Here is a 24,977-nt window from a genome sequence, read left to right as displayed (position 1 = left end):
TGTATAAAGTGTCTTTTGGTTTCAATTATTTATCATTTCAACATTCAATTTATTTCAACACTGTACTTCAAATTTTACCGATTTAAATTTCCGTCTTTTTTTTTATCTTAAATTGCTGTTTTATAAGGTTTTGTTCATTGTAATCGAATAGTACAATTATATAAGCTACCTTTGGTGTTGGATTATTTATCCGTTGATGTTAATCATACTTCTGGTTCTATTACAATGAACTAATAAGGTTCTTTTTTGAAGATTCTTTCTGATTTTGACGCGCTAGTTATCAACTTAATGACTGATTATTAGTAAGTATTCTGTTAAATGAATATTATGATGATGTCTTGCTTATTTCATTAATAGGTGTTGACTTCAATAAAAAAAAACGAATGGCTTTATTAAAAATGGGAGTTGTAGGAACTTCAAAAAAAGTAGATGAAAGACGTGTGCCAATTCATCCTGAACACATAAAAAGAATTCCTGAACATATTAGAAAACAACTTGTTTTTGAAAAAGGATATGGGATACCTTTCAATATTGAAGATGAAGAAATAGCAAAACAAACGGGAGGAACAGCTACTAGAAAAGAAATATTATCTGAAATAGGTTCGGTTATTATTGCTAAACCAATATTATCCGATTTAGAAGAATTGAAAGTAGGCGGTGTGCTTTGGGGGTACCCTCATTGCGCTCAGCAAATGCAGGTTACACAAACGGCTATTGATAGAAATTTAACGTTAATTGCTTTTGAAGATATGTTTGTTTGGAATCCAAATGGACAGATTGGTAGACATACTTTCTATAAAAACAATGAAATGGCTGGTTACAGTGCAGTTATACATGCTTTACAACTTAAGGGAATAGATGGACATTATGGAAATCAAAGAAAGGTAATCATTTTAAGTTTTGGTGCCGTAAGTAGAGGCGCTATTTATGCATTAAAAGCTCATGGTTTCCGAGAAATTACGATATGTATTCAAAGACCTGACCATGAAGTAAGAGAAGAGATACTCGATGTGGAATATGTCCGCATTAGAAGGGGAAAAACAAACGAGCCTCGACTACTTGTTGTGGAACATGATGGGTCAGAAAGACCTTTTTCAGACTTGATTAGTGAATCCGAAATAATAGTTAATGGTACTTTTCAAGATACTGATGATCCATTCAATTTTGTAATTGAAGAGGAAAAGGATAGTTTAAAACAAGGCACATTAATTATAGACGTGAGTTGTGATGAGGGAATGGGTTTTTATTTTGCTAAGCCAACTACTTTTAAAAATCCAATTATATCAGTTAATAAAATTGATTATTATGCAGTTGATCATACACCAAGTTATTTTTGGGAGAGTGCTTCAAGGTCTATTTCTGCTGCACTAATTGTACATTTACCATCTGTGATAAATGGTAGAGAAAGTTGGATGCAAAATAAAACTATCCAAAATTCAATAAATATTGATGAGGGCGTTATTGTGAAAGACACCATACTTAGATTTCAGAATCGTCAAAAGGCTTATCCACATTTAGTGATTTAAACTACAAATTGGATAGTGGTCAAGAATTTTAGGTAACAACCTTTGGTTCATTCATTCTCGATTGTTTATTTCCGATTGAAAACCTGCCATTTTACACAACGGGCTTCTTTATTTAGCCTTATTAAATAAAGCATAAATTTTATGAGGTGTTGCCAGTAGTTTTTATTCTATTCCACACAATTTTATTTTTACGATAACTTATCCACAAAAAACTCAACTAATGAATTATATTTTGTTTTAGATCCTGGATACTTTAAATCGGCTTCAATATTTAATTCGTCCATTTTTTCTTTAAGCGCTATTCCAAAATCTACATGATGAATTACCCAACCTCTAACTTTCCTTGGATTGTTAGGAACCTTTGCATCTGGAGACATAAAGTAACTCATAAAAACAGGAGGGTCATCAGCCGAAATCAATGATAACGCTGATAAATCATCAGCAATTTTATCGGCTTCTTTAAGTGTTTTAGTACCATACGTAGCCATACGATTTCGATCTCTTCTAGTAGTATCTCCAAATATTTTTGCTATATAATCTGAACCGTTTTCATCCTTCAAATGTCTATCAGCTAGTGCTGTCCAAAACTCTGAACTCATAGTTGTTTGCCCAATAATAGGTGCTATACAAGTAACTCTTGTTGATTCCCTTTCAATAGGGTTGTCACTATCTGCATTAGCCATATCGTTGCTAAAGGCTAGCCACATACAAATTTGTGCACCGGCAGACCCTCCAAATAAACCGATTCTATCCTTATCTATTTTCCATTCCATAGCTTTTGAACGTATAAACTGTAAAGCATGCTTCGCATCAATATGTGCTGCTGGCAAGGGAGCATTTGATAATAATCGATAATTTATTGATGCAACTGAAATTCCTGCTTCTAACAATTCTGACAATTCATTAGCCTTGATTTTCTCTTTACTTCCTGATTTAAAGCCTCCTCCATGTATATAAATTACCATAGGAGTCGTTTTGTTAGAATCTGCAAACCAAACATCTAAAACATTTCGTTCATGCTCACTATATTTAACATTCGCTAAATCAGGTGCAGGTTTACTATTTTGAGCATAAGAAAAATTTAATGTAATTAATAAGGTTATAATTACCTTGATAGGTTTCATCGTTTTCATTTTACAAGTTTTATCTTAGATATTTATAAATCTTTGGACAGTTTCAATCGCATTTGGTTTAATCTAATTACTGGCAACGGTTTTTGGTATGGAAAGTTGCGTTTTTGAAAACGTAATTTTCCGATGTTTAAATTTAAGTTATTTATATTTTAGAAACATTCTATTTTATTGAATTTAGCAATTTTTTATACCAGTTGTTGTGCGTTCGTACTTTTTATTTTATCATTTTTTTATGGTGTTCCTCATAACCTGCTGCCTTAAATAATTCTGCAAAACCATCTTTAAAATCTGCATAATCAAATTCCTTATAGTCAAATATATTTTGTCCTAAAGAATGAGATTCTCTATTTATGTATCTGTGAAAAGCTTGAAATCTGTTTGTATTCAGTGGCTCTTGTCTGAAAAAGTTATTTAAATCTTTTTTCTCTACAAAATTGAAGAAATATTCTATTACATTCCTCATACAATTTGCAATCAAAGCTGGTGGTTGATTTTCATCTTTTATAATATACCAATAAGCTTGATAATCATTTTGAATTTCTTCATATTTCATTTTTTGAAAGCGACTACCATCATTGTTTTTTATAAGCCTAAATAGTTTTTGAGTTTCTTTTCGTTCATCGTGTTTTGTTTCTGTAATCTCGTAAAAGAAATAAAGACTATGAGTTAATATAAATACTTGTTCGTAATTATATTTCCAAATGTTCACTTTTTCTCCTGTCTCCTCATCTTTTTTTGTTTCTTTTTTACCAAAAAATTCGTTTTTAATTAATCTTCCAATATTGAAAACATAGATATGAGAAAGACTAGAAATTGGGTCATCAATGACAATAATTTTCTTTTTTCCTGTTTCTGTTGCATCTTGTTTTCCTCTGCACATTTCAAGAAAGTATAGGAAACTTATTATCATTTTTTCTCCTTCACTTAATGAACGAAATATTCTTTCCTTGTTTTCTCCTCTAACTATTTTGTAAAGGTTTTCTTTGTGGTTTTCAATTTTAAAATCAGTAATTCCCAAGTCAATTAATCCATCATTAATATTTGCAATTGCTTTTTCAATATTAACTGTTTGTTTTTGTTGTTCGGATATGATTGATTGCTGTTCAAGAATTGTTTTTTCAAAACCTTTAATAGCAGTATTAAGCAAATCTGTTTTAGTTTTTGATGTACCTTTATCTGAAAGGTATGAACTAATTGTTTGGTCATAATCCCAACGCATAATTTGCCAAAAAGTCTTTTTTATTCCTGTTTTTACTGTCGCTTTTTTATCAATTTTATCGTTATGTTCTAAAATCGAAGCGTTAATTTTACTTATAACTTCATTGACTTCTTCTAATGATTTCGTTGAATCTTCAAGAGTTTTCGGTACACTTGGATTTTTTGTCTTTTCTTCAATCTTTTTTTTATTCGACTTAATCAGTTGATTAAATGCGCTAAATTTAATTTCAAAATCTTGTTTGAATGTTTCAAATTTGGGATTGGCTTCAAAAATTGTTTTGTTTGGAATTTGCTGAATTGCTTGTGAATATTCCTCAAGAAAAGTTTTTATAGATTTAATATCTGCTTCATACGAAGCATCAAAGTAATCCTTTATGTTTTCTATTAATTCGTTTGAAATGGTTTTTTCTTGACAAAAAGGACAATCTACATTTTCCTCAAATGGTTCTTCAGGTAAATGTTTTAATCCCGATTTTACCCAATCAGAGTTTCCAAGTTTTGTGATTAATTCAGAGACACTACTATTTTCATTACCTACGATTTGTTTGTCGAAAATCTTTTCAATTTCTAAATTTGAAGATGAGAATGTAATTTTAGGAACATAGGCATATTTTTGAGCATTTTCTCCCATTATTGCCTGAACCTCATTTTTTAAATCATCAATGCTTTTGGTTGGTTTAACAGCTGACTTTGTTAATCCTTGAATATGATTAAATAGATTGTCTTTTGAGCCTTTATTACCTTCCAAACAAAACTCGAGAACACGGTCGCCACCACTAAAATCCGTTTTTATTTTCCAAATAGTATTTTTTGCGTTTTCAAGCTTTTTACTTATTGATATTTTCTCAGTTTCTAGTTCTTCGGTTTTTTTGATTCTTTCTTTGTCAATTTTTTCTATTTCTTTTTGTGCATTAGAAATCTTTGTAATAGCTTCTTTATTTTCTTTTGAAAGAGTGAAAATTCCTTTTAAACTTTCAGATTCGAAAAAGTTTTCTTGAATGAATGTCTGATTATAAACAAGTATTTCGTGATTCTCATCTAAACCAAGAACAGAACAATCTTTAAACTTTTCATCTGTTCTTTTTAAAAGATAATCTGACAATGTACTTTTACCAGTCCCATTTAATCCATAAATAAGATTTAACTCTTTATCTGTTTCTAAAGTTACTTGAGTTTTGTAACTAGCTACTTTATTAAGGTCAATTTTTGTTATCATTTTTCATTCAATTTTTCTTTTTCACGAGAGTTTGGTCGTATGACGCACAACTTCGTTATATACTTATATTAAGTATGTTTACCCAGGTCAAATTCCCTAGATAAAAGCATTTTGTATCTGTTTTATGATTTTTGATTGTGCAATTTTTCGAATGTACTAATTTAACAAAAAAGAGCTCATAAAATATGTTTGTTGTTAATTTAGAATGAATTTAGATATGATTTGGATTCATTTGATGATTTCAAATTTATGATACAAAATTGAATTGAGATTACGGGAAACTGTATTGTGAACTCATTTTTTTATTGTTAGGCAATTATTAAGTATCAATAATTCTTACTTTCAAATTATTTTGTTTTGCTAAGTCAATCATATTTTTAGTTCCTTTGCTTTCACCATCCCAAAAGGCAATTAATGCGTCTGCATAATTTGCCATTTGTTCATTGCGTTTTGGTCCTGCTGCTTTTCGGTATCGTTTCCAGTCTGCAGGGAATTGTGTGAGTTTGTATCCTCTTTCTTTTGCGTATTGTTCGCCTAATTGATCTGCTCCTCTGCAGGTTCCACTTACGATTTCAATATTGTTTTGATCCTGGAGGAAGTGGCCACAGATTTGTTTTAATTTTTGGTAGTTGGTGAAGGTTCTACTTCCTGCTATTATTAGTTTCATATTTTTTAGTTTTAAATGTTGAGATTCCCAGTCAAGCTGAGAATGACGATTAGGTTTTTGATGATGAGATTCTTCGACTGCGCTCAGAATGACAGTTCAGAATGACAGTTCAGAATGAGATTCCCAGTCAAGCTGGGAATGACACTTTGTTTGCACTTCGACTCCTCTCAGTGACCTAGTTCATGATGACGTTTTACCCCCTTTGTCCCCCTTGAAAAGGGGGAGAGGTATTTTTATTAAGACCTCAGCAATGCAATTTTTAGTTGCTTGATTACTGCAAGTTGCTGCTGCAGGTTTTCTTCAAATGCATTTATTTTTTTAAGCTTTTCAACTTTGATTTTCCATTGTTGCTCTTGGTTGTTTTGAAGTGCTGTATTGATTACTTTTTTTGCATCTGAAATACAGATAAAAGGAATGACACTTCCTTTCAAATAGTAGTTGAAAAATCGACCAATTTTAAGTGATAAGCATAAATAATACAAGGATTCACGAGCTTGTTCTGAAGATGTTGTAATTACAAAACAATTGGGGCAAGGTTGATCCAGTGGTTTTCCACTGTTTAAGCCTTTATTTAGAATAAAAAAGTGAGGTTTGTTGTAGGTCCTTCCTGGTTGGTGGGTTTTGATTTCATAAGTAAGCATAGTTCCGGAATTAAAATTATAAGCGCTATCGCGCATGTAATTTTTTTCGGAAGAGAAAGAAAAAAGATAGCAGCAGGTTAGGTTGTGAGGCAAATGTTGTCAAGGTTTTTGGAGAAAATACTACCGTATTTTAGTTGACAGTTTACAGTAACAGTTAGCAGTTTTCTTTTATTTAATATTTTTATTAAAAACGAATTCTAAGGTGGAGATTTTTTTCAAAACCCGTAGGGCTTGACCTTGATTACATAAGTGTGGCTGACGAAGGGAACAACCGAAATTTGCTAACTTTTTTATTTTTTTTGTAGTAGGATTATTCTTTATATAGTGGTTTTAGGATTATTCATTTGCAGGTAATGGCTGCCTAATGCGATAGCATTAATGCGAGCCGCCTAGCGAGTTCGAACGTAGGGTGTTGAGGCAAAAGTACGTTGCCATCGGCATAAGTACGTGCAACAACTACGTGGCACACGCAGGGTTGGCTAAGTTTTTGACTACTTTTTTTGTTCCTATTTATGCGGTGGGAAAGGCAAGGGCAAAGAATGGAGTGGCTATTTATTTGTATTGTTCATTTTGCCTTGATGCAAAACGAACCAAAAAATCAAGACTTATTTTAATTTCCTGGAATTCTAGCGTTTTATCCGCTATCGTATCCAGACCGCTGCGCTCTTTGGATACTTAGCCGCTTCTAAAACTTGAATTGCTACAGAAATTAAAATAGGTCGTTTTGGTGAGTTTACTATTTTAGAAGCAGGCTATTTAAAAGTAGGATTTTAACGAAATGGATTGCTCTTGTGCGCGTTTGCGATATGGTTTAATCCCAAGTGATAAAGAGGGGGTAAATCATATGCAAAATGGATTGGTTTATTCTGAAGTAAGTACTGCAAAAACTGTGACAACCCGATCAGCCCGAAGTGAGCAGCAGGCGAGCCAAATTGTGTAATAGCGGTTTGCCCCTAATAATTTTGAATTCATACCTAAATGGGTTTTAGGGGCAAAAGATAGCTATGCGTGAGCAATACGTGTATTGTGTGTAGTAAAATAAATAAATTGTGCTAAATGAGGACTGTGGACGATTAGTGCAACTTATGGTAAGTACAAGGGTATTGTTTAACCCCTCCGCCTTTGGCACCTCCCCTTAAAAGGTGAGGAGTTTTGATTTTAGTTTATTTACTAAAATGCCCTTGTAATTATATTTTATGAAACAAAATGGAGCGTATTGTGAACACCTTATTACCTGCACAAATGTTTGTACTTTGTTCTGTTGTTTTTTTGGAAACGGATTTCAGAGGGCAAAGGCAAAGATAAATGCTTACCTTTCAGTAAGCTTTTATGCGTGGAATTGCAAGCTGTATGCAATGGAACGGGATACTGCTGGAAATGAGGTGTTTTAATAAGCATCTAAAACTGAAACTTAATTCAATTTCAACAATGGAGATACAAATGATTCTTAAAATTAATCAAGATAGCATTATCCTAAAAATTTCATTCATTTAAAATAACTTAAAACATGATTTTATAAAGACACTTCTTTTTAATAGCTATTATTATTCTCCATAGATATTTGCATAATAACTACTATGAAGTTCTTTGTGTAAATCATCAACTATTTTAGCATATTCAGCTGTTTCTACTACATTTTCATTCTCATCTGGGTCTTTATCATGGTCGTAGAGCATACGATCAATTAATTTATTATTTATTGGATTTATATATTCTGTATAACTATATTTCTGTGTTTTTATAGTATAACCATTGGTGTTATTTATAAATATATGTGATTTCCCTTCTAAATTAGGATTGTGTAAAATGGGTGCTAAACTTTTCCCTTCCAATTGTTTATTTGGAATTTCTATATCACACAATTGAGCAATTGTTGGGTAAATATCCACCAATTCTACTAAAGCATTGGTATTCCCCGATGTTGAAATAAAAGGAGATGAAATAATTAAAGGGATTTGCATTGAAATTCTATGGCTTGTCCATTTTGCCCACTGCGAGTGCTCTTGTAAATTATAACCGTGATCTGACACAAAAACTATAATTGTATTTTTATCTAAACCTGAAGATTTCAATTTATTTAAAATATCTCCAATTAAAGTGTCTACATAACTCACCGTTGCATAATAACCGTGAATTAATGAAATAGCAGTAGAATCATTAACTTTTTGACCTCTATCTGGAATTCCTGTGTATTGTCGTAACTCAATTGATTTAGAAATAGATATTTCAGGCGCATTTTTAGCAACAAAATTATTGTAAGGTTGTTTAATTGAATTTGAAGGGTATTTATCCCAATGACGAGCTGGTGCGTTGAATGGTAAATGCGGACTTATAAAACCTGCTGTAAGAAAAAAAGGTTCCTTATTATTTTTAAATTTTTCAATGTCATTTATTACTTTTTGAGTCATCAACCCATCAATATAATCTGTATCCCTTACGTCAGCTCTTTCATAAGCAGGACCACTATTGGTTGCTTGATAAATTAAAATATTTTCAGGCAATAAATAATCACGCCACAATCCTTCCCACCAATCTGTTGGCGCAAGACCATCAGGATTTTCTTCAAAAGCATAAGGTCTCCAAACTTCATCCCAATCGCTCACACGATCATCTAAATGATGGTATATTTTACCATTTGAAATAGTCGTATACCCGTTTTGTTTAAAAAGTTGAGGTAACGTTATAGCATTTGGAGTATCATCTTGTACAAATACTTTATAATCTCTAAAAATATTTTTTGTAGGGCGCATTCCTGTTAACATACTAGCTCTTGATGCTCCACAAACCGCAACATTACAATAAGCATTGTTAAACAAAACACCTTGCTTAGCTAGATTGTCAATATTTGGAGTTTGCATTTGAGTTTGACCATAACAATTCAATTGTGGACGTAAATCATCCATATACAAAAGAAGTATATTGGGTTTTTGAGGTGTAGTAGTTTTACAACCTAAAATTAATAAACCGATACCGAAAATTAAAAGAATTTTATATTTCATTGTAAAATAAATAGTTAATTTAAAAAAAAACTTCCTAATTATAGATTCGTTCGTAAACTAAAACCAAAAATTAGGAAGCCATAATAATTGTTATTTATGAAAAAAGGGTGTTATTTTTTAGTCTCCTTACCTTTTGATATAAGAAGGTTATTTATTTGATCCGTTTCTTCTTTTGAAAATTTCAAATTTCAAACTTACCCGGTAATTTATCTAAATGCTCTTGCATTTCTATTTTCATTTCCTCTAACACAGCTTTATAAGCTTCTTTTAAAGCTAAATTATTTTCTTCTATTGGATCAGCTTCTAAATCGTACAATTGGTCTACATCAAAAAAACCTGATTTATTCCCATAGGTTGCGTGTTCTGCGCCACCACCTCCTGGAACCATTTCTAAGTGTCCATATGGTAATGTTGAATCGTAACTTATTGCTTCACCTCCAAATGACTCTCTAAATTCATTATATTCTTTTAGAATTTTTGCTCGTTCTTCAGCATTTAGTTTTGTTGCATATTCAGGATATCTAATTGCTATGTATTTATATTTTCCTTTAACAACTGCTCTTGCATATCCTAATTCATAAAAGTTAGAGCTTCTTGGAATAAATTCTTCGCCATCTAAAGCTGCTTTAAAACTGTAACCATCACCAATAGTTGAAGTTTCTTTTACACCTGCAAAATCTAAAATTGTTGGAAGAAAATCAATATTTGAAACTTTCACATCGCTTGTATTTCCTACTTTAAAGCCTCCTTTTTTCCAAATAATGGTTTGCGAATGGATACCGCCTTCATATAATGTACCTTTGGAGTTTTGACCGTGATCATTAAAAAATACTATAATTGTATTATCTAATTTTCCTGTTTCTTCTAATTTATTTATCAATGCACCTAAGGCGTCATCCATCCATAATAAATTAGTTTTTTTCTCACCACTTAAACCTGACTCTTTGATTCTTATTTTTAATGATTCGCGTGAAGGTTGAACATTTAACGGCTCTTCTAAAAGTCCTTTTGAAGTAATTCTAGGATCAGCATCATACGAGTTTTCAGCATTCAAAGGATGATGAGGAATTGTAGTTGCAAAATATAAAAAGAAAGGACTGTCTTTGTAGTTATCAATAAATCGAAGTCCACCTTCGGTTATCCAATCCATATTTTGAGATGCTAATGCTTTTATTCCTAGCCAATTTGGATTGTCATGGTATAGGTTGTCTGCAAAATCAAACCCACAATTTTTAATATCCTCTTGTAACATTTTATGTCGGTATTCTAATTCTGCTATTACCTTTGGATCAGTTGGATCTGCGTACAAATCGGGTTTCTTAGATTGATCTACTTGCTCTAAACTTTCTATGGCATGGTTTTTTCCAACAAAACCTGTTTTATAACCTAATTCTTGTAAGTAATTACCGATCGTTTTTTCTTTTCCTGGCGTAATAAATGAATTCCATTGTATCACAGTTTGACCTTCATTTTCTTTTGTGAAATCAGTAAATTCTATATTGGTTGCCCTACTTGCATAAGTGCCTGTTAAACTATTATATCTACTTGGTGTACAAACTGGTGAAGAAACCATTTGACCAGTCATAAAAACGCCTTCATTTGCTAAACGATCAATATTTGGAGTTAAATTTTCACCCTTTCCTTCTGGACGTGTATTGAACATATCAGGATACATATCATCTGCAATAAAAAATATAAAATTTGGTTTTTCTTGGACAACCTCTTTTTTCTTATTGATTATTAATTCATCAACTTTTTGAACTCCTTCATAAGGATGTAACTCTTTTTCACTATCAATTTGATTGTAAGCTATTTCAATGGATTTCATTTCCGTTTTTGAATGCTGGCTTTCTGCGTTGAAAAAGGTAAACAAAAGGATGATAAACGATAATTGTTGAAGTGTATTCATTATTTTAAATATTAATTTATGTTTTTATTTATTGAATACTGTTTGAATTAAGCAAATATGAAATTTAAATTATTGATAACAAATTAGCTATCTTAGCTAAGAATAGCTTCGATAGCCAATTTTGAATAACCAAACCACTAGTATTTTATAGTCGAAAATTCGACGAAACAAGCCAGAAAAATGGCATAATTTTTTTAATTTAAATGATGATCCTATTCTTTAACAAATCTTTTTACCAATACATTTTTATTTGAATCTTCAATACTCAAAATGTACACACCTGAATTTAAAATACTAATATCCAATTGATTATTACTCAAATTACTAGTTTCCAAAATTTTTCTTCCAGTTATATCAAATAATTTAACGCTAGATATATCATTAACTCCTTCAATATTTAAAATACCACTTGTTGGGTTAGGGTATACTGCAACGTTATTAAAAGCATAATCATTTGTACCTAATGTTCCAGAGTCATTATCAAATACAATACTAGCTATTTTTATTACGCCATCACTAACAGCAGCACCACCTTTTGTAAACATAATATTCCATCCAACATAATTACCTGTCCATTCTGGTATAGTAGTTAAATCTAATTCTAATAAAGTAGGCGCTCCATTATTTAAAACACCTATATCGTTATTATAAGAGAAAACACCACCTGCAGGATTTATAAGTTGAAATCTTATTTCATTCGCATCAGTTGTATTATCCTCAACAACAATATGGACATACTGATTAGCACTAGCATTAACTGCAAAAAAAGTTTGTGCCAATTTAGGATATTGAGCCCCTGAAGTTCCTGTAGAATAATTTATGGTGTTACCACCGTCTGCAACACTCCCTGATGCCGAACTAGTACTTGTAAAGCCAGTAATATCATCAGAAGCAAAATTGTAATTATTTTTAACCGATGTACCTGCACTCAAAATTTCAATTTTCTTGATAATGATGTTACCTGCATCAGCACTAGTCTGTGTTAAAAAAGGATTGCTACCTACCATACCAATTGTAGCTCCCATTCTTAAACCAACACGCTCCATATTTTCAACACCATCAGTATCATTAAGAGTACCATCTCCATTATCATTCTTATAGTTGGCCGTTAAAGCTACAGTAACAACTTGCTCAATACCTGCTCCTACGGTTGCAGCTGGCACTAAATCGTTATTAACTGCATAAAATTGAATGCCACCAGTAGCATCGTTTCTGTCATTTAAAGGACCTAAAACATCTACCTCTGTATTATTGTTAATTAATGTTATACGCATTAAATCTCCAGGTTTGGAAACATATGCTGCTTCTGCAGGATCAGTAGTTGTTAAATATATTAAACCACTATTGCGAAATTCTAGAACTAATCCCTCTGCTGATGTTACAACACCATTAGGATTATCAAGAAGACCACCGCCTCCTTGTTTGGCCCATGAACCTGGATTTTGACTTCCTGTAAAGTCATACACTTTTTGTGCGTTTGTAATAAATGCTACTAATAAAGCAGCTAATAAGGTAATTTTTTTCATGATTTATTTGTTTTAAAAAATTAATATTTAGTTTGTAATTATTCACTAACAAACAGGGAATTATCATTTCAATCTATTTTAAATAGACGTGTTTCCTAAAGTTCTATCTCCAAAAAAATATATTGGAATACGTACTATTTTAAAGCCTGCCTTAGCCACATCTTCAAAATAACTTTCTGTAAATGCTGATGCCCAATTACCCTCAACTGGTGCTGATAAGACATTACCCATGTTAATTCCCCTGCCCATACTACTTACCATTTGTTGTGGTGTAGTTTGAGCAAAAATTATATTTGCCAGCAATAGTAAAAAGCCCAGTAAGTATTCCTTTAAACGTTTCATTTTAAATTTTGTCTAAAACTATTTTTTCTTCTTTTTTTCGTTAGCTTCCTTCATTGCCAATCTCTGTTTTTGTGATAAAATATCTTTATATATTTTTTGATAACAAGCCTTATTTGTAGCCTTCTTATCTTCCTCACTTCCACCATCTTTTCTTATTTTCGCTAACGCTTCTAATCTATCAACTTGAAGCGTTTTAATTTTAGATTTTTGAGCATCTGATAATGCAGAAGACTTATCTTGTCCAACAATATCTTCGTTCATGTTTATAACGAGTTTATCTGCTTGTTTCATAATATGATCAGACTGAGCAAAGCCCGAGATAATTGATCCGATAACTAATAAACAAGTGATAATTTTGGTTCTGATTTTCATGATATTTAAATATTTAAAATTTCGTAAAAAAATATTTTCTTACGTTTGTTATTAATTTGATTATTTAATATTTATGGAGATTTCTGTTTTAATATCTCTTGATGAATTCCCTATTTTAAGTATGTATGTTCCTGGTTCAACCACCCATGCTTTATCAACAACATTATAGTACGCCAATTCTTTTACAGGTAGTTGGATTGTGACATTTTCTGTAGTTTTATTTTCAATCAATACTTTCTTGAAACCTTTTAATTCTTGCGCTGCTCTTTCAACTGATGAATTAGGTTTTGAAACGTATAGTTGAGCCACTTCTTTACCATCTATGTTACCAACATTTGCAATATTAAAAGTAACTTCAATGATGTCTTCAGTTGTATATGTCTCTTTATTTGTTTTTAAATCTGAAAACTTAAAATCTGTATAAGACATACCATAGCCAAAAGGATATAACGGTTCTATTTTCTTAGTGTCAAACCAACGGTAACCTACTAAAATACCTTCCTCATAAATAACCGTTTGGTCTCCAGGAAAACTATTTGTAGCATGAGCAGGAGAGTCTTCTATTTTTACAGGCATGGTCCAAGGTAATTTACCTGAAGGATTCACATTTCCTAAAATAACATCTGCCAAAGCATTACCGCCCTCAGAACCATTAAACCAACTCCAAATTAAAGCCTTTGATTTTTTACTAATATTTTCAATATCAAAAGGCGCTCCACCAATCATTACTACGATGGTATTTGGATTAACAGCCAGTACTTTTTCAATTAATTCTTCTTGTGCGAATGGTAATCTTAAACTAACCCTATCTGAAGATTCAGTTTCAAAATCTCTATTTGAACCTGCAAAAACAATGGCTATATCAGAATTTTTGGCTGCTTCAATAGCAGCTGCAACCATTTCTGGTTCTAACTTATCAATAGTAACCGGACTTTTTAGTGTAATAACACCAAGCTTGTTTTTCGCTGTTTTTGAATAACGCTCTAAATACCCTTCAGCATAATTTATGGTTATTGATGTTGGAAGCTTATTTTGAAGTCCTTGTAATGGTGTAACTTCTCTTTCTGTTTTTACTCCCGCACCAAAACCTCCTAAAGCATTTTTCTTTTTAGCATTGCTTCCTATTACTGCTATACTTTTTATACCGTTAGTTTTTATTGGCAATAAATTGTTTTGATTTTTAAGCAATACGACAGATTCGGCAGCTATATCATAAGCATCCTTAAAATGGTCTTCAGTATTAATACTTCCTTTAGCGCGACCTTTATCATCAACACTTTTCAACGTAAACATTAAGCGCAATACATTTTTTACACGTTCATTTAAAACTGCTTCATCTATATCTCCAGATTTCACTTTTTCAATAAGAGGATTGGCATAAAAATATTCATCAAATGGTTTATGAGTTCCCATTTCAATATCAAGACCGTTTTCAATTGATTTTTTAGTATCATGAACGGCAGCCCAATCTGAAATTACAACACCATTAAATCCCCATTCATCTCTTAAAACACTATTTAACATAGGACCGTTTTCACATAAATACTCACCTCTAAACTTATTGTAAGCCCCCATAAAACTATAAGCATTTGCTTCTTTTACTGCTGCTTCAAAAGCTGGGAAGTAAATTTCACGTAAGGTTCTTTCATCAATTTGAACATCAACAAAATTTCTATTTGTTTCTTGATTGTTAGCTACAAAATGCTTTACACATACCGCAACATCATTTTCCTGAACACCAACAATAAAAGGCACTGTAAGTTTTTTATTTAAAAACGGATCTTCTGTGAAATACTCGTATGTTCTTCCTCCTAAAGGTGTTCTAATAATATTAATTGCTGGTGATAATAAAACGTCCTTATCTCTAGCAATAGATTCTTCTCCAATACTTGTTCCTAATAGGTAAGAAAGTTCTGTATTCCAGGTTGCTGCTAATGCACCACTAGCTGGATAGTATGTCGCAAAATCATTGTCCCATCCTGCAGGTTTCCATGAGTCTAGAGAAAGTTCTTCCCTTACACCTAAAGGTCCATCGGCCATTGTTAACTCAGGAATTCCTAAACGTTCTATTGCTTTTGTAGCAAACATGCTATTACCATGTAACATTCCTGCTTTTTCTTCAATAGTCATTTGAGCTATTAAACTATCTATTTTAGCATCAAATTCAGTAGTAATCGGACTTCCTTTATATTCTACTACCGATATAACTTCAGAAACTTCATTTGACGATTTCCCATCTTTACAAGATGTTATGAAAACAGATGCTACTATAACTAATGTGTATAAAAATTTATTTTTCATTTAAAAATATTTATTATTTCTTGTGTTGTTTTGAATTATTGAATGCGCCTTTAATAACCTCATATACTTACACTTAGGTGTTTACCATCTATATCGTAAATAGCTATAAAAGTTTCTTTTCATTTTTGTTTTATTTTGAATCATCGAAGAACTATTTAATTTAATCGGAGTAGCCTCTATTATTTTCACTAAAAAAACTGCATTATTAAATTAATTTGGTCTTTCTTATAGAATCAACTTAAGTCTGATTTAGTATAACATATTACAATATTACTGATAGAGCTTAATTAACAAAGGGTGTTATGGTTCTTGTATAGGGTTAAATGATTTTTTACCCAAAACACCCTTTAAAGCTTCAACAAAAAAGACATAACTCACTGAAAATAAATCGCCGCAGCTATTTTTTATTTAACATTTCAAAAAACCAACAAGTAGCATTAAAGCCAAGAAACACTTTGATCATTACATGAAGAAATAATAGTAAGTAAGAGAAAAAAACTCGAAAAAAGTATCAAGTTGAGGATTGTACACGTCAATTATTCGTCAACTTTTCATCAGTTGAAAAAATGCTTATAATTTTCCGCAAAAAAACCTATATTAAAGTCTGAAAATCCTAAAACTAATCAATTACTTATCCTTTATTAATGGAGTTCAGGTCTTAAATTATTCTCTTTTACTATCACCCAAAACTTTTTTAATAATGGCATAAGCTGGAAAAGGATCAGAATTATCACCATACAGGGAAATAAAATCATTCCCATTAGGTGTTTCTTCCTAGAATTACTCATATGTTCAGGCTTACAACTCCTGTAGATTCCTTAGAATGAAAAGTATGAGATATACTGTTATAAGCTCTAGTTTGTTTCTCATAATTCTCATCTATACTTAGTTTATCATCGACCTTATAATCTAATTCCGTTACTTGAAACTCTAGACCATTGCTTGAGGCTAATAAATTAATGTTCCTGTTTCTTATTTATTACTGTGTTTTGAATTATCAAATGCAGCTTTAATAACTTTATGAGAAGGTCTTGGCTTTAAGTTTTCATCATAAATAGAAATAAAAGTTCCTTTATCTGGGTGTAATCTATCTGTCATATCCCAAAGATTTAAGGTTACCACTCCTGTTGCTGTTTTACTTTCCAAAACCTCAACTATCCTTTTATAAGCTAAAGCTTGACGATTAACTTCTAGTATAAAATTTTTATTATCCCTTACTTGATAATCTATTTCTGTAATATGAAATTCTAAATTATTAGCATGTGCCCAATCAATTAAATCACTTAATTTTTGTACTGTTTCCTCAGGATCTACTAAAATTCCATTTACATTTTTATTAAAATAATTGATATGACCCTGCCACCCAATACCATCTACACGATGCCCTTTTGAGCGAATATACAAAACGGTTTTCTTCAATTTATCCCACAAAGCATCTTGTAACCCTCCATTTTGATTGTAAACTAATTTTATATTTGGAGCGTGCTCTGTAGCCAATTGAAATGCTTTTAAAATGTAATTTGGATAACCATTCTGATCTAGCCCCATTTTATAAAAAGGAACTTCCCAAGCATCCGTTCCTGGTTTGTTCGGATTGTATTCGCCAGTTGTAGTTATAGTTTCATTTACTACATCCATCCATTTAATTGTAGGCTCTACATTATACTTTTTACAAGATGCTATTAAAAAATCGGTCATATTTTTTTCTAACTCTTCAGCTGTACGAATATCTTCTCTTGTCCATTCAGATACTTGAGGGCTTATTGGTCCGTGCACACGAATCTCTAAATTATGTTTTTTTGCGAATGCAATATGGGCATCTATCCAACTCCAATCCCAACTAGATTCTTTATTATCTCGTTTTACAATTTGTTGTTTTGCTGCATTGGCTGGTGTTAAATATTTAAAACCATCATCTAAATATAATTTCTCTACTGGTGTATTTAACTGACGTAGATTTAGTGTAGAACCAACAATCAAATTTTCTTTTTTCACCACGAATGGTGCTTCTGTTTCTTGTTCTTCTACCTGTGTATCATCATTAGAATCACCACAAGAAACCAATAACAATAATACTACTGTCGATATAGATAATAATTTAAATTTCATATTTAGTTATTTTAAAATGTTTTATTTATTTTGATATTCAAGAGCATTTATAATAGTTTTATATGCTGGAGTAGGTTCAAATTTTGAATCATAAATCGAATAGAAGTACCCTTTATCTTTTTTGAATCGCTCTCCCATATCCCAAAGATTTAAGGTAACTACTCCATTTTTCGACTTTTCGATTAAAATATCAACTATTTTTTGATACACCTCAGCTTGTTTCTTATATGCTGCATCTAGATTATTTGAGTCCTTTACAAAATAATCCAGTTCAGTAACATGGAATTCTAAATCATTTTGATGTGCCCAATCAATTAAATCTGCTAATTTCTTTGCCTCTTCTTCCATATTTACCACAAATCCACTACTGTTGTTATTGAACATTATATGAGCTTGCCAACCTATTCCATCAACACGGGAACCTTTTGAACGTAGGTATAAAACAGTTTCTTTTAGTTTATTCCACATTGGAGCTTGCATACCACCTTGCAGGTTGTAAACCAATTTAATATTTGGAGCATGTTCTGTCGCAATTTCAAAAGCTTTTAAAATAAAAAGTGGGTAACCATTTTCATCAACACCCATTTTAAACCATGGATTTTCCCAAGCATCCACTCCTGGTTTGTCACCTAACCATTTACCCGTTTTTTCAATAATAGTTTCATTCACAACATCCATCCATTTTACTGTAGGCTCATTGTTAAATCTCATTGCAAAAGCCGTTAAGAATTCGGTCATATTTTGATCTAATTCTTCAGCGGTTCTATGATCTTCTTTTGCCCATTTTGAAGATTGTGGACTTATTGGCCCGTGTAAACGAAGTTGTAAATCGTGTTTTTTAGAAAAGTCAATAAAATCATCAACCCATTTCCAATTCCAAACATTGGGAGTAGGATGAATTATTTCTTGCTTTGCAGCATTGGCTGGTGTTAAGTATTTAAAATCCTTTAAAAACAATTCCTCCTTGATCGTCTTTAACTCTCTATGGTTTAATGTAGCCCCAATAATAAAATTCTCTTTATTTATAATTGGTGGATTTTCTTCTTTTATTGATGAATTATCTTTAGAATTTCCACACAAAACGAATAACGATAACGATAATGCTATTGTCGATGTATATAATAATTTAACTTTCATATTTTATTGTTTGAAAATGTTTTATTTATTTTGATATTCAAGAGCATCTATAATCGTTTTATAGGCTGGGGTCGGTTTAAACTCTGCATCATAAATAGAATGGAAATACCCTTTGTCTTTCTTAAATCGTTCTCCCATATCCCAAAGATTTAATGTTACTCCCCCTGTTTTTGACTTTTCTTTTAAAACATTTACAATTTTTTGATAAACCTCAGCTTGTTTTTTATAAGCAGCATCAATATTATTTGAATCTTCAACAAAATAATCTAGTTCCGTAACATGGAATTCTAAATCATTTTGGTGTGCCCAATCAATTAAATCAGCTAATTTTTTTGCCTCCTCATCAGTATTTTCGACCCATGCGAATGTTGTAGGACTTAAAAGTATATGTGCTTGCCATCCAATACCATCTACACGATATCCTTTTGAACGCAGGTACAAAACGGTTTCTTTTACCTTATCCCACAATTCAGTTTGCATACCTCCATTTTGATTGTAAACCAATTTAATGTTAGGTGCATATTTTGTAGCAATATCAAAAGCCTTCAGAATAAAAAGTGGGTATCCGTTTTCATCTACTCCCATTTTAAACCATGGGTTTTCCCAACTATCTGTTCCTGGTTTATCTCCTAACCATTTACCTGTTGCTAATATGGTCTCGTTTACCACATCCATCCACTTTACTATAGGTTCATTATTAAACTTCATTGCAAATGCGGTTGCAAACTCAGTCATATTCAACTCTAATTCTTCAGCAGTTCGGTGATCTTCTTTTGCCCATTTTGATGCCTGCGGACTTATAGGTCCGTGTAAACGAACTTCTAGATTGTTTTTTTTAGAAAACGCAATAAAATCATCTACAGGTTTCCAATTCCAATCTTTGGGAGTCGGATGAATTACTTGTTGTTTGGCGGCATTGGCTGGTGTTAAATATTTAAAATCCTTTAAATACAATTCCTCTTTAATAGTATTTAACTCACGATAATTAAGTGTTGCACCAACCTTTAGCCCCTTTTCATTACTTTTCTTAAATTTTATTTTTTCTGAAGTGAAATATCCCTCAGAATAACCAATTAATTTATCTTGAATAGTTCTGTATTTTTTTTCTCCAAAATGGTTTACAGTTTCTAAAGGATCTTTTACATAATCATATAATTCTTGAGCAACTATATCTTTAGAATTAATAGCATCCATACTTTCTTTACCCTTAACCCAAACGGTATATCTGTAATCATCAGTTCTAAAACTATAGCCCATAACGTCTCCTTTAGGCCATTGACTTACGGCATATTTTTTACTGGTATGTGATGACTTATTCATTGATTTAATCAAACTTTCACCATCTAAATTTGTTGGCACAGATAAACCCGACAATTCACAAAGTGTTGGAAAAATGTCAACAAACTCTGTAGGTGAATTCACCTCTATGGATTTATTGCTATGTGGAGAATATATTATTAGCGGAGAGCGGGTAGCTTGCTCAAAATTTGAATGTTTATTCCATAAGCTATGATCTCCTAAATGCCATCCGTGATCTCCCCAAACAACTATAATGGTGTTTTTGTCTAAACCTTTGTTTTTTAACTCATCTACTATTTTTCCTATTTGAGCATCAACAAAACTAGTGCAAGCATAATAACCTCTTATCAATTCTTTTTGGAAGTCTTCATCCATTCTTAAAAGTTGATTTTCATCAAGTTCATATTCAATACCAGGAGCAATATACGCGCTCATTTCATTTGAATTGTGATAAGCTACCTTAGGACTATTTTTAGACATTTTTTGATAAGCAGCGACTGGTACATTGATACTGTCATATAAATCCCAATATTTTTTTGGCGCTACAAAAGGTAAGTGTGGTCGTTTAAAACCAATTGCAAGAAAAAACGGTTTAGTTGTTTCTTTACTCAAATCATCCATTAAATCAATGGCTCTATTTGCAATAGCAGCGTCCATATAAGCATTATCTGATACATTACTTTTTTCAAAAGGAGGTTTAAAACGATCCGTTACATAAACATACGTATTTTTTACACCTTTATCTTTTGCTTCTTTATAAAGCTTCTCAATTACTTTTTTATTTGACTTTTCTTGATAATATCCTAAAGCTGGTCTCCCAAATTCTTCTGGATACGATAATTGCCATTCTCTTACAAACGGAATACTCCAAGATGCTGCATCTAAAGTTTCTTTATCTACACAACGAGGATCATAAATTTTACCAACACCAACAGTCGTATAACCGTTTTGTCTAAAATATTGTGGTATCGTTACTATATTAGGGTTTACATCCCTCATTCTGGTTTTTAAATCTTTCACTCCAGTATAATCTGGACGTTTACCTGTCATTAAACTAGCTCTCGACGGTCCGCAAACTGCTTGTTGTGTATGGTTATTTGTAAAAATTGTAGAACGCTTAGCCAATTCATCCATTGCTGGCGTTTTAGCATAAGTATCACCAAATGCACCTATAGTAGGTTTTAAATCATCTATTGCTATAAAAATGATATTAGGTTTTTGTGCATTCTCAACTTTTTGCGCCAATAGATTTGAAGCAAAAACAAGAATTGTTAATAATGTGATGAACTGTTTCATAAATATTTTTATTGTAAGTTTTTAAATGATTGAAATTTTTATAACACTGGTGTTAACCAGAAAAATTAGATATTGTAAATTCGTACTTCTTTAATCTTAATTATTTCAATTGCTATTTTTTCCATAATTCTTCCATTTCTTCCAATGTCTTGCCTTTTGTCTCGGGCACATACTTCCAAACAAAGTACATAGCTAATAGTGACATCACCCCATAAATCCAATAAGCAAAACCATGATGAAATTTTTCTAACAAATAAGTGTTTTTATCCATCATAGGAAATGTCCATGACACCAAATAATTAGAAACCCATTGAGCAGCAACTGCTATTGCCATTACCTTCCCTCTAATTTTATTCGGAAATATTTCAGATAATAATACCCATACAACTGGTCCCCAACTAAATCCGAAGAATGCAACATAAAGCAACATTAATACTACTGCGGTAATACCTGTTATTTCAAAATAAAAGGTAGTACCAAGTGCAAACATTGAAATGGCCATACCCAAAGCACCATAAACCATTAGCGGTTTTCTTCCAAACTTCTCGATAGTTAGAATAGTTAGCATTGTAAAAATTAATAGCGTAGCTCCTACAGCTATAGTTTGCATTAGCGAAACATCGGTAGCTGACCCCATGCTTTTAAAAATTTCTGGCGCATAATATAGCACACCATTAATACCTACAAATTGTTGAAAAACCGATAACAATATTCCTATAACAATAATTTTAGGGCCAAAAGAGAATATTTTCCCTGAATGGTGAACTACTGTATTTTGAATATCTATCAGTATTTTTTTTCCTTCTGTTTCACCATTTAGTTTAGTTAAAATAGTAAGCGCCTCTTCTTTTTTTTCTTTTAACACCAATGATCTAGGCGTATCAGGAACAAAAAACAACATGATTAAAAATAATCCCGCGAGTATGGTTTCCGAAGCAAACATCCAACGCCATCCAACAGTATAAAGCCAAGAATCATCACCTTGTTCGGCAATAAAATAATTCACGAAATAAACAGCTAACAGACCAAAAACTATAGCGAATTGATTCATAGACACCAACTTACCTCTTATTTTTGCTGGCGCTATCTCAGAGATGTATAATGGCGAAAGCATTGAAGCTAAACCAACCCCCATACCTCCAATAATTCTATAAACAATAAACACATAAATAAACGTATGATCACCTTCTCCTATTGGTCTCATAAACATTTCGGGCATAGACGAACCAAGCGCTGAAATTATAAATAGTAATGCTGCAAGAATAAGTCCATTTTTACGCCCTAATTTTTTAGCAACAAGACCTCCTGAAAATCCTCCTATAACACATCCAATCAATGCACTGGAAACTACTAACCCTAAAAGGGAATTAGCACCCATTTCATCTAAACCAAAGGGTGTAATAAAGAAATTTTCCAAAGAACCCACAGTTCCTGATATTACTGCCGTATCATACCCAAACAACATACCTCCTATTGTGGCTACCAATGTCAATTTGATTAGATACTTTGAATTCTTTATTGTTGCTCCCATATTGTTTTTAATTGGCTTTATATTAGTACTTCATTAAAATAATTTTTATATCAGGATTGTAAAATAGAATGAAGATTAAGCGTTTATACAGCTTTGTTTTTGACTTCCTAAACCTTCGATTTCAAGTTCAACAACATCTCCTTCTTTTAAATATTGAGGTGGATCAAAACCTAAACCTACACCTGGAGGAGTTCCTGTATTGATAATATCTCCTGCTTCTAATGTCATAAATTGAGATAAGTGATGAATTACATGATAAACATCAAAAATCATAAAACTTGTATTTCCAGTCTGCTTTTGAACACCGTTTACTGACAAAGACATTTTTAAGTTTTGAACATTCGCAACCTCATCTGTTGTTGATAAATATGGTCCTAATGGATTGAAATTATCACAAGATTTCCCTTTAGTCCATTGACCACCTCTTTCTAACTGAAATGCTCTTTCAGAGACGTCATGAGATGTACAATATCCCGCGATATAATCTTTAGCATCTTCTACAGAATTCAAATACCGAGCATCTTTACTGATAACTACACCTAATTCTACTTCCCAATCTGTTTTCACAGAATTTCGTGGAATAAGAATATTATCAAAAGGTCCAACAACAGTATTTGATCCTTTTTGAAATATAATAGGTTCTTCAGGAATTGCCATTCCAGATTCGGCAGCATGGTCTGAATAATTTAAACCAATGCAAATTACTTTACCTGGACGAGCAACACATGCTCCCCAACGTTCAGCATCATCTATCGTTGGAAATACTGAAGGGTTTTTAATATATTCCTTTAATATTTTCAACCCATCATTTTGAAAAAACTGTCTATCCCAGTCTTGGAATACAGAAGACAAATCTTTGCGTTCACCATTTATTAAAACTCCTGGTTTTTCATTACCTGACTCTCCGAAACGAATTAATTTCATATTTTTTTTATTTTAATAATTAAATTTTGTTTTCTTATTTTATCTATTAGTTATTCAAACGAGTAAATCCTCCATCTATAGCGTAATCACTACCTGTAATAAATGATGCTTCATCTGAACATAAATAAAGAGCCAGATTAGCAACTTCTTCTGGACGTCCCATTCTACCAATTGGTTGGGATTTTGATAATTTATCAAACATAACTTTTTCCTCACCTGGATAGTTATTCTTCAAAAACCCATCAACAAAAGGCGTATGTACTCTACCTGGTGAAATACAATTACATCTTATATTATAAGACAAGTAGTCCTTTGCAACCGATAATGTCATGCCTACTACAGCACTCTTAGTCATACTATAAGCGAATCTATCTTTTATCCCTACATTAGCAGCTATAGATGCCATATTCAAAATGGCACCTCCATTTGATTTTAAAAATGGAATAGCCGCTTGCATTACATAATACATTCCCTTAACATTCACCGCAAACAATTTATCAAAATCATTTGAAGATGTTTGCTCTAGGTTTCCAATATGTGCAATACCTGCATTATTAATAATAATATCTAACCTTCCTTCTAGTTTTGCAGCATCCTTTATAGCTAGTTCTACATCATCTTTAATAGCTATGTTACACTTTTTATATACTGCAAACCCTCCTTTGTTTTGAATGTTTTCAACCGTATCAGCAGCACCTTTCTCGTCCATGTCTAATATATAAACAGAAGCTCCTTGTTGTGCTAGAGCCAAACTAATAGCCTTTCCAATACCGCTACTACCACCAGTAACAATTGCTGTTTTACCCTTTAAATTAAATATGCTCATTACTA

At 32.0% G+C, this 24,977-nt stretch carries 17 protein-coding genes; 1 reads left to right on the top strand and 16 read right to left on the bottom strand.

What is annotated here, in order from left to right; genetic code table 11:
* Nucleotides 1-338: 338 nt before the first annotated feature.
* Complete coding sequence (locus CHB67_RS16650) at nucleotides 339-1,526, top strand: N(5)-(carboxyethyl)ornithine synthase (protein ID WP_245813600.1); 1,188 nt, start codon at nucleotides 339-341, stop codon at nucleotides 1,524-1,526.
* A 188-nt stretch (nucleotides 1,527-1,714) separates the two neighbouring features.
* Here the strand turns inward: CHB67_RS16650 and CHB67_RS16645 are convergent, their stop codons facing one another.
* The 16 genes from CHB67_RS16645 to CHB67_RS16570 all read right to left on the bottom strand — a co-directional run bounded on the left by CHB67_RS16645 (nucleotide 1,715) and on the right by CHB67_RS16570 (nucleotide 24,972).
* On the bottom strand, nucleotides 1,715-2,659 hold the full coding sequence (locus CHB67_RS16645) for an alpha/beta hydrolase (protein WP_089382939.1): 945 nt from the start codon (nucleotides 2,657-2,659) through the stop codon (nucleotides 1,715-1,717).
* A gap of 214 nt (nucleotides 2,660-2,873) precedes the next feature.
* Nucleotides 2,874-5,093 carry an AAA family ATPase gene (locus CHB67_RS16640; protein ID WP_089382938.1) on the bottom strand — a complete coding sequence of 740 codons (2,220 nt, stop codon included), beginning with the start codon at nucleotides 5,091-5,093 and terminating at the stop codon, nucleotides 2,874-2,876.
* A 319-nt stretch (nucleotides 5,094-5,412) separates the two neighbouring features.
* Nucleotides 5,413-5,760 carry a DUF2493 domain-containing protein gene (locus CHB67_RS16635; RefSeq protein ID WP_089382937.1) on the bottom strand — a complete coding sequence of 116 codons (348 nt, stop codon included), beginning with the start codon at nucleotides 5,758-5,760 and terminating at the stop codon, nucleotides 5,413-5,415.
* Between the two features lie 236 nt (nucleotides 5,761-5,996).
* A complete protein-coding gene (locus CHB67_RS16630) occupies nucleotides 5,997-6,437 on the bottom strand; it encodes a DUF6943 family protein (protein WP_245813598.1) in 441 nt (146 codons plus the stop codon).
* A gap of 1,508 nt (nucleotides 6,438-7,945) precedes the next feature.
* The gene (locus CHB67_RS16625) at nucleotides 7,946-9,400 is read right to left on the bottom strand and encodes a sulfatase (protein WP_089382936.1); all 1,455 of its coding nucleotides are present in this window, start codon (nucleotides 9,398-9,400) and stop codon (nucleotides 7,946-7,948) included.
* A 181-nt stretch (nucleotides 9,401-9,581) separates the two neighbouring features.
* On the bottom strand, nucleotides 9,582-11,309 hold the full coding sequence (locus CHB67_RS16620; protein ID WP_217900285.1) for a sulfatase family protein: 1,728 nt from the start codon (nucleotides 11,307-11,309) through the stop codon (nucleotides 9,582-9,584).
* A gap of 212 nt (nucleotides 11,310-11,521) precedes the next feature.
* Nucleotides 11,522-12,835, bottom strand: coding sequence for a T9SS type A sorting domain-containing protein (locus CHB67_RS16615; RefSeq protein WP_089382934.1), 1,314 nt, complete (start codon nucleotides 12,833-12,835; stop codon nucleotides 11,522-11,524).
* A 78-nt stretch (nucleotides 12,836-12,913) separates the two neighbouring features.
* A complete protein-coding gene (locus tag CHB67_RS16610; RefSeq protein WP_089382933.1) occupies nucleotides 12,914-13,177 on the bottom strand; it encodes a hypothetical protein in 264 nt (87 codons plus the stop codon).
* Nucleotides 13,178-13,195: 18 nt separating this feature from the next.
* Nucleotides 13,196-13,549 (bottom strand): hypothetical protein, encoded by a 354-nt coding sequence (locus tag CHB67_RS16605; protein ID WP_141119743.1) that lies wholly within the window; start codon nucleotides 13,547-13,549, stop codon nucleotides 13,196-13,198.
* A gap of 60 nt (nucleotides 13,550-13,609) precedes the next feature.
* Nucleotides 13,610-15,850 (bottom strand): beta-glucosidase family protein, encoded by a 2,241-nt coding sequence (locus CHB67_RS16600; RefSeq protein ID WP_089382931.1) that lies wholly within the window; start codon nucleotides 15,848-15,850, stop codon nucleotides 13,610-13,612.
* Nucleotides 15,851-16,822: 972 nt separating this feature from the next.
* Nucleotides 16,823-17,959, bottom strand: a complete 1,137-nt coding sequence (locus tag CHB67_RS16595; protein WP_089382930.1) for an endo-1,4-beta-xylanase — start codon at nucleotides 17,957-17,959, stop codon at nucleotides 16,823-16,825.
* A gap of 21 nt (nucleotides 17,960-17,980) precedes the next feature.
* Entirely contained in the window at nucleotides 17,981-19,096 is a 1,116-nt protein-coding gene (locus CHB67_RS16590; RefSeq protein ID WP_089382929.1) for an endo-1,4-beta-xylanase, read from the bottom strand.
* Between the two features lie 21 nt (nucleotides 19,097-19,117).
* Nucleotides 19,118-21,691, bottom strand: a complete 2,574-nt coding sequence (locus CHB67_RS16585) for a sulfatase-like hydrolase/transferase (RefSeq protein ID WP_089382928.1) — start codon at nucleotides 21,689-21,691, stop codon at nucleotides 19,118-19,120.
* A gap of 112 nt (nucleotides 21,692-21,803) precedes the next feature.
* Entirely contained in the window at nucleotides 21,804-23,222 is a 1,419-nt protein-coding gene (xylE, locus tag CHB67_RS16580) for a D-xylose transporter XylE (RefSeq protein WP_089382927.1), read from the bottom strand.
* 75 nt (nucleotides 23,223-23,297) lie between these two features.
* On the bottom strand, nucleotides 23,298-24,146 hold the full coding sequence (locus CHB67_RS16575) for a fumarylacetoacetate hydrolase family protein (protein ID WP_089382926.1): 849 nt from the start codon (nucleotides 24,144-24,146) through the stop codon (nucleotides 23,298-23,300).
* Nucleotides 24,147-24,192: 46 nt separating this feature from the next.
* Nucleotides 24,193-24,972, bottom strand: coding sequence for an SDR family NAD(P)-dependent oxidoreductase (locus CHB67_RS16570; protein ID WP_089382925.1), 780 nt, complete (start codon nucleotides 24,970-24,972; stop codon nucleotides 24,193-24,195).
* Nucleotides 24,973-24,977: the final 5 nt, after the last annotated feature.

Source organism: Lutibacter agarilyticus, from assembly GCF_900188235.1.
Taxonomy (GTDB): domain Bacteria; phylum Bacteroidota; class Bacteroidia; order Flavobacteriales; family Flavobacteriaceae; genus Lutibacter; species Lutibacter agarilyticus.
This window is presented reverse-complemented; position numbering and strand designations above follow the sequence as displayed.

Bases quoted from the DNA above. Each gene is read 5' to 3' on its own strand.
- CHB67_RS16645 (WP_089382939.1), bottom strand. From the start codon at position 2,659: ATGAAAACGATGAAACCTATCAAGGTAATTATAACCTTATTAATTACA.
- CHB67_RS16640 (WP_089382938.1), bottom strand. From the start codon at position 5,093: ATGATAACAAAAATTGACCTTAATAAAGTAGCTAGTTACAAAACTCAA.
- CHB67_RS16635 (WP_089382937.1), bottom strand. From the start codon at position 5,760: ATGAAACTAATAATAGCAGGAAGTAGAACCTTCACCAACTACCAAAAA.
- CHB67_RS16630 (WP_245813598.1), bottom strand. From the start codon at position 6,437: ATGCGCGATAGCGCTTATAATTTTAATTCCGGAACTATGCTTACTTAT.
- CHB67_RS16625 (WP_089382936.1), bottom strand. From the start codon at position 9,400: ATGAAATATAAAATTCTTTTAATTTTCGGTATCGGTTTATTAATTTTA.
- CHB67_RS16620 (WP_217900285.1), bottom strand. From the start codon at position 11,309: ATGAATACACTTCAACAATTATCGTTTATCATCCTTTTGTTTACCTTT.
- CHB67_RS16615 (WP_089382934.1), bottom strand. From the start codon at position 12,835: ATGAAAAAAATTACCTTATTAGCTGCTTTATTAGTAGCATTTATTACA.
- CHB67_RS16610 (WP_089382933.1), bottom strand. From the start codon at position 13,177: ATGAAACGTTTAAAGGAATACTTACTGGGCTTTTTACTATTGCTGGCA.
- CHB67_RS16605 (WP_141119743.1), bottom strand. From the start codon at position 13,549: ATGAAAATCAGAACCAAAATTATCACTTGTTTATTAGTTATCGGATCA.
- CHB67_RS16600 (WP_089382931.1), bottom strand. From the start codon at position 15,850: ATGAAAAATAAATTTTTATACACATTAGTTATAGTAGCATCTGTTTTC.
- CHB67_RS16595 (WP_089382930.1), bottom strand. From the start codon at position 17,959: ATGAAATTTAAATTATTATCTATATCGACAGTAGTATTATTGTTATTG.
- CHB67_RS16590 (WP_089382929.1), bottom strand. From the start codon at position 19,096: ATGAAAGTTAAATTATTATATACATCGACAATAGCATTATCGTTATCG.
- CHB67_RS16585 (WP_089382928.1), bottom strand. From the start codon at position 21,691: ATGAAACAGTTCATCACATTATTAACAATTCTTGTTTTTGCTTCAAAT.
- xylE (WP_089382927.1), bottom strand. From the start codon at position 23,222: ATGGGAGCAACAATAAAGAATTCAAAGTATCTAATCAAATTGACATTG.
- CHB67_RS16575 (WP_089382926.1), bottom strand. From the start codon at position 24,146: ATGAAATTAATTCGTTTCGGAGAGTCAGGTAATGAAAAACCAGGAGTT.
- CHB67_RS16570 (WP_089382925.1), bottom strand. From the start codon at position 24,972: ATGAGCATATTTAATTTAAAGGGTAAAACAGCAATTGTTACTGGTGGT.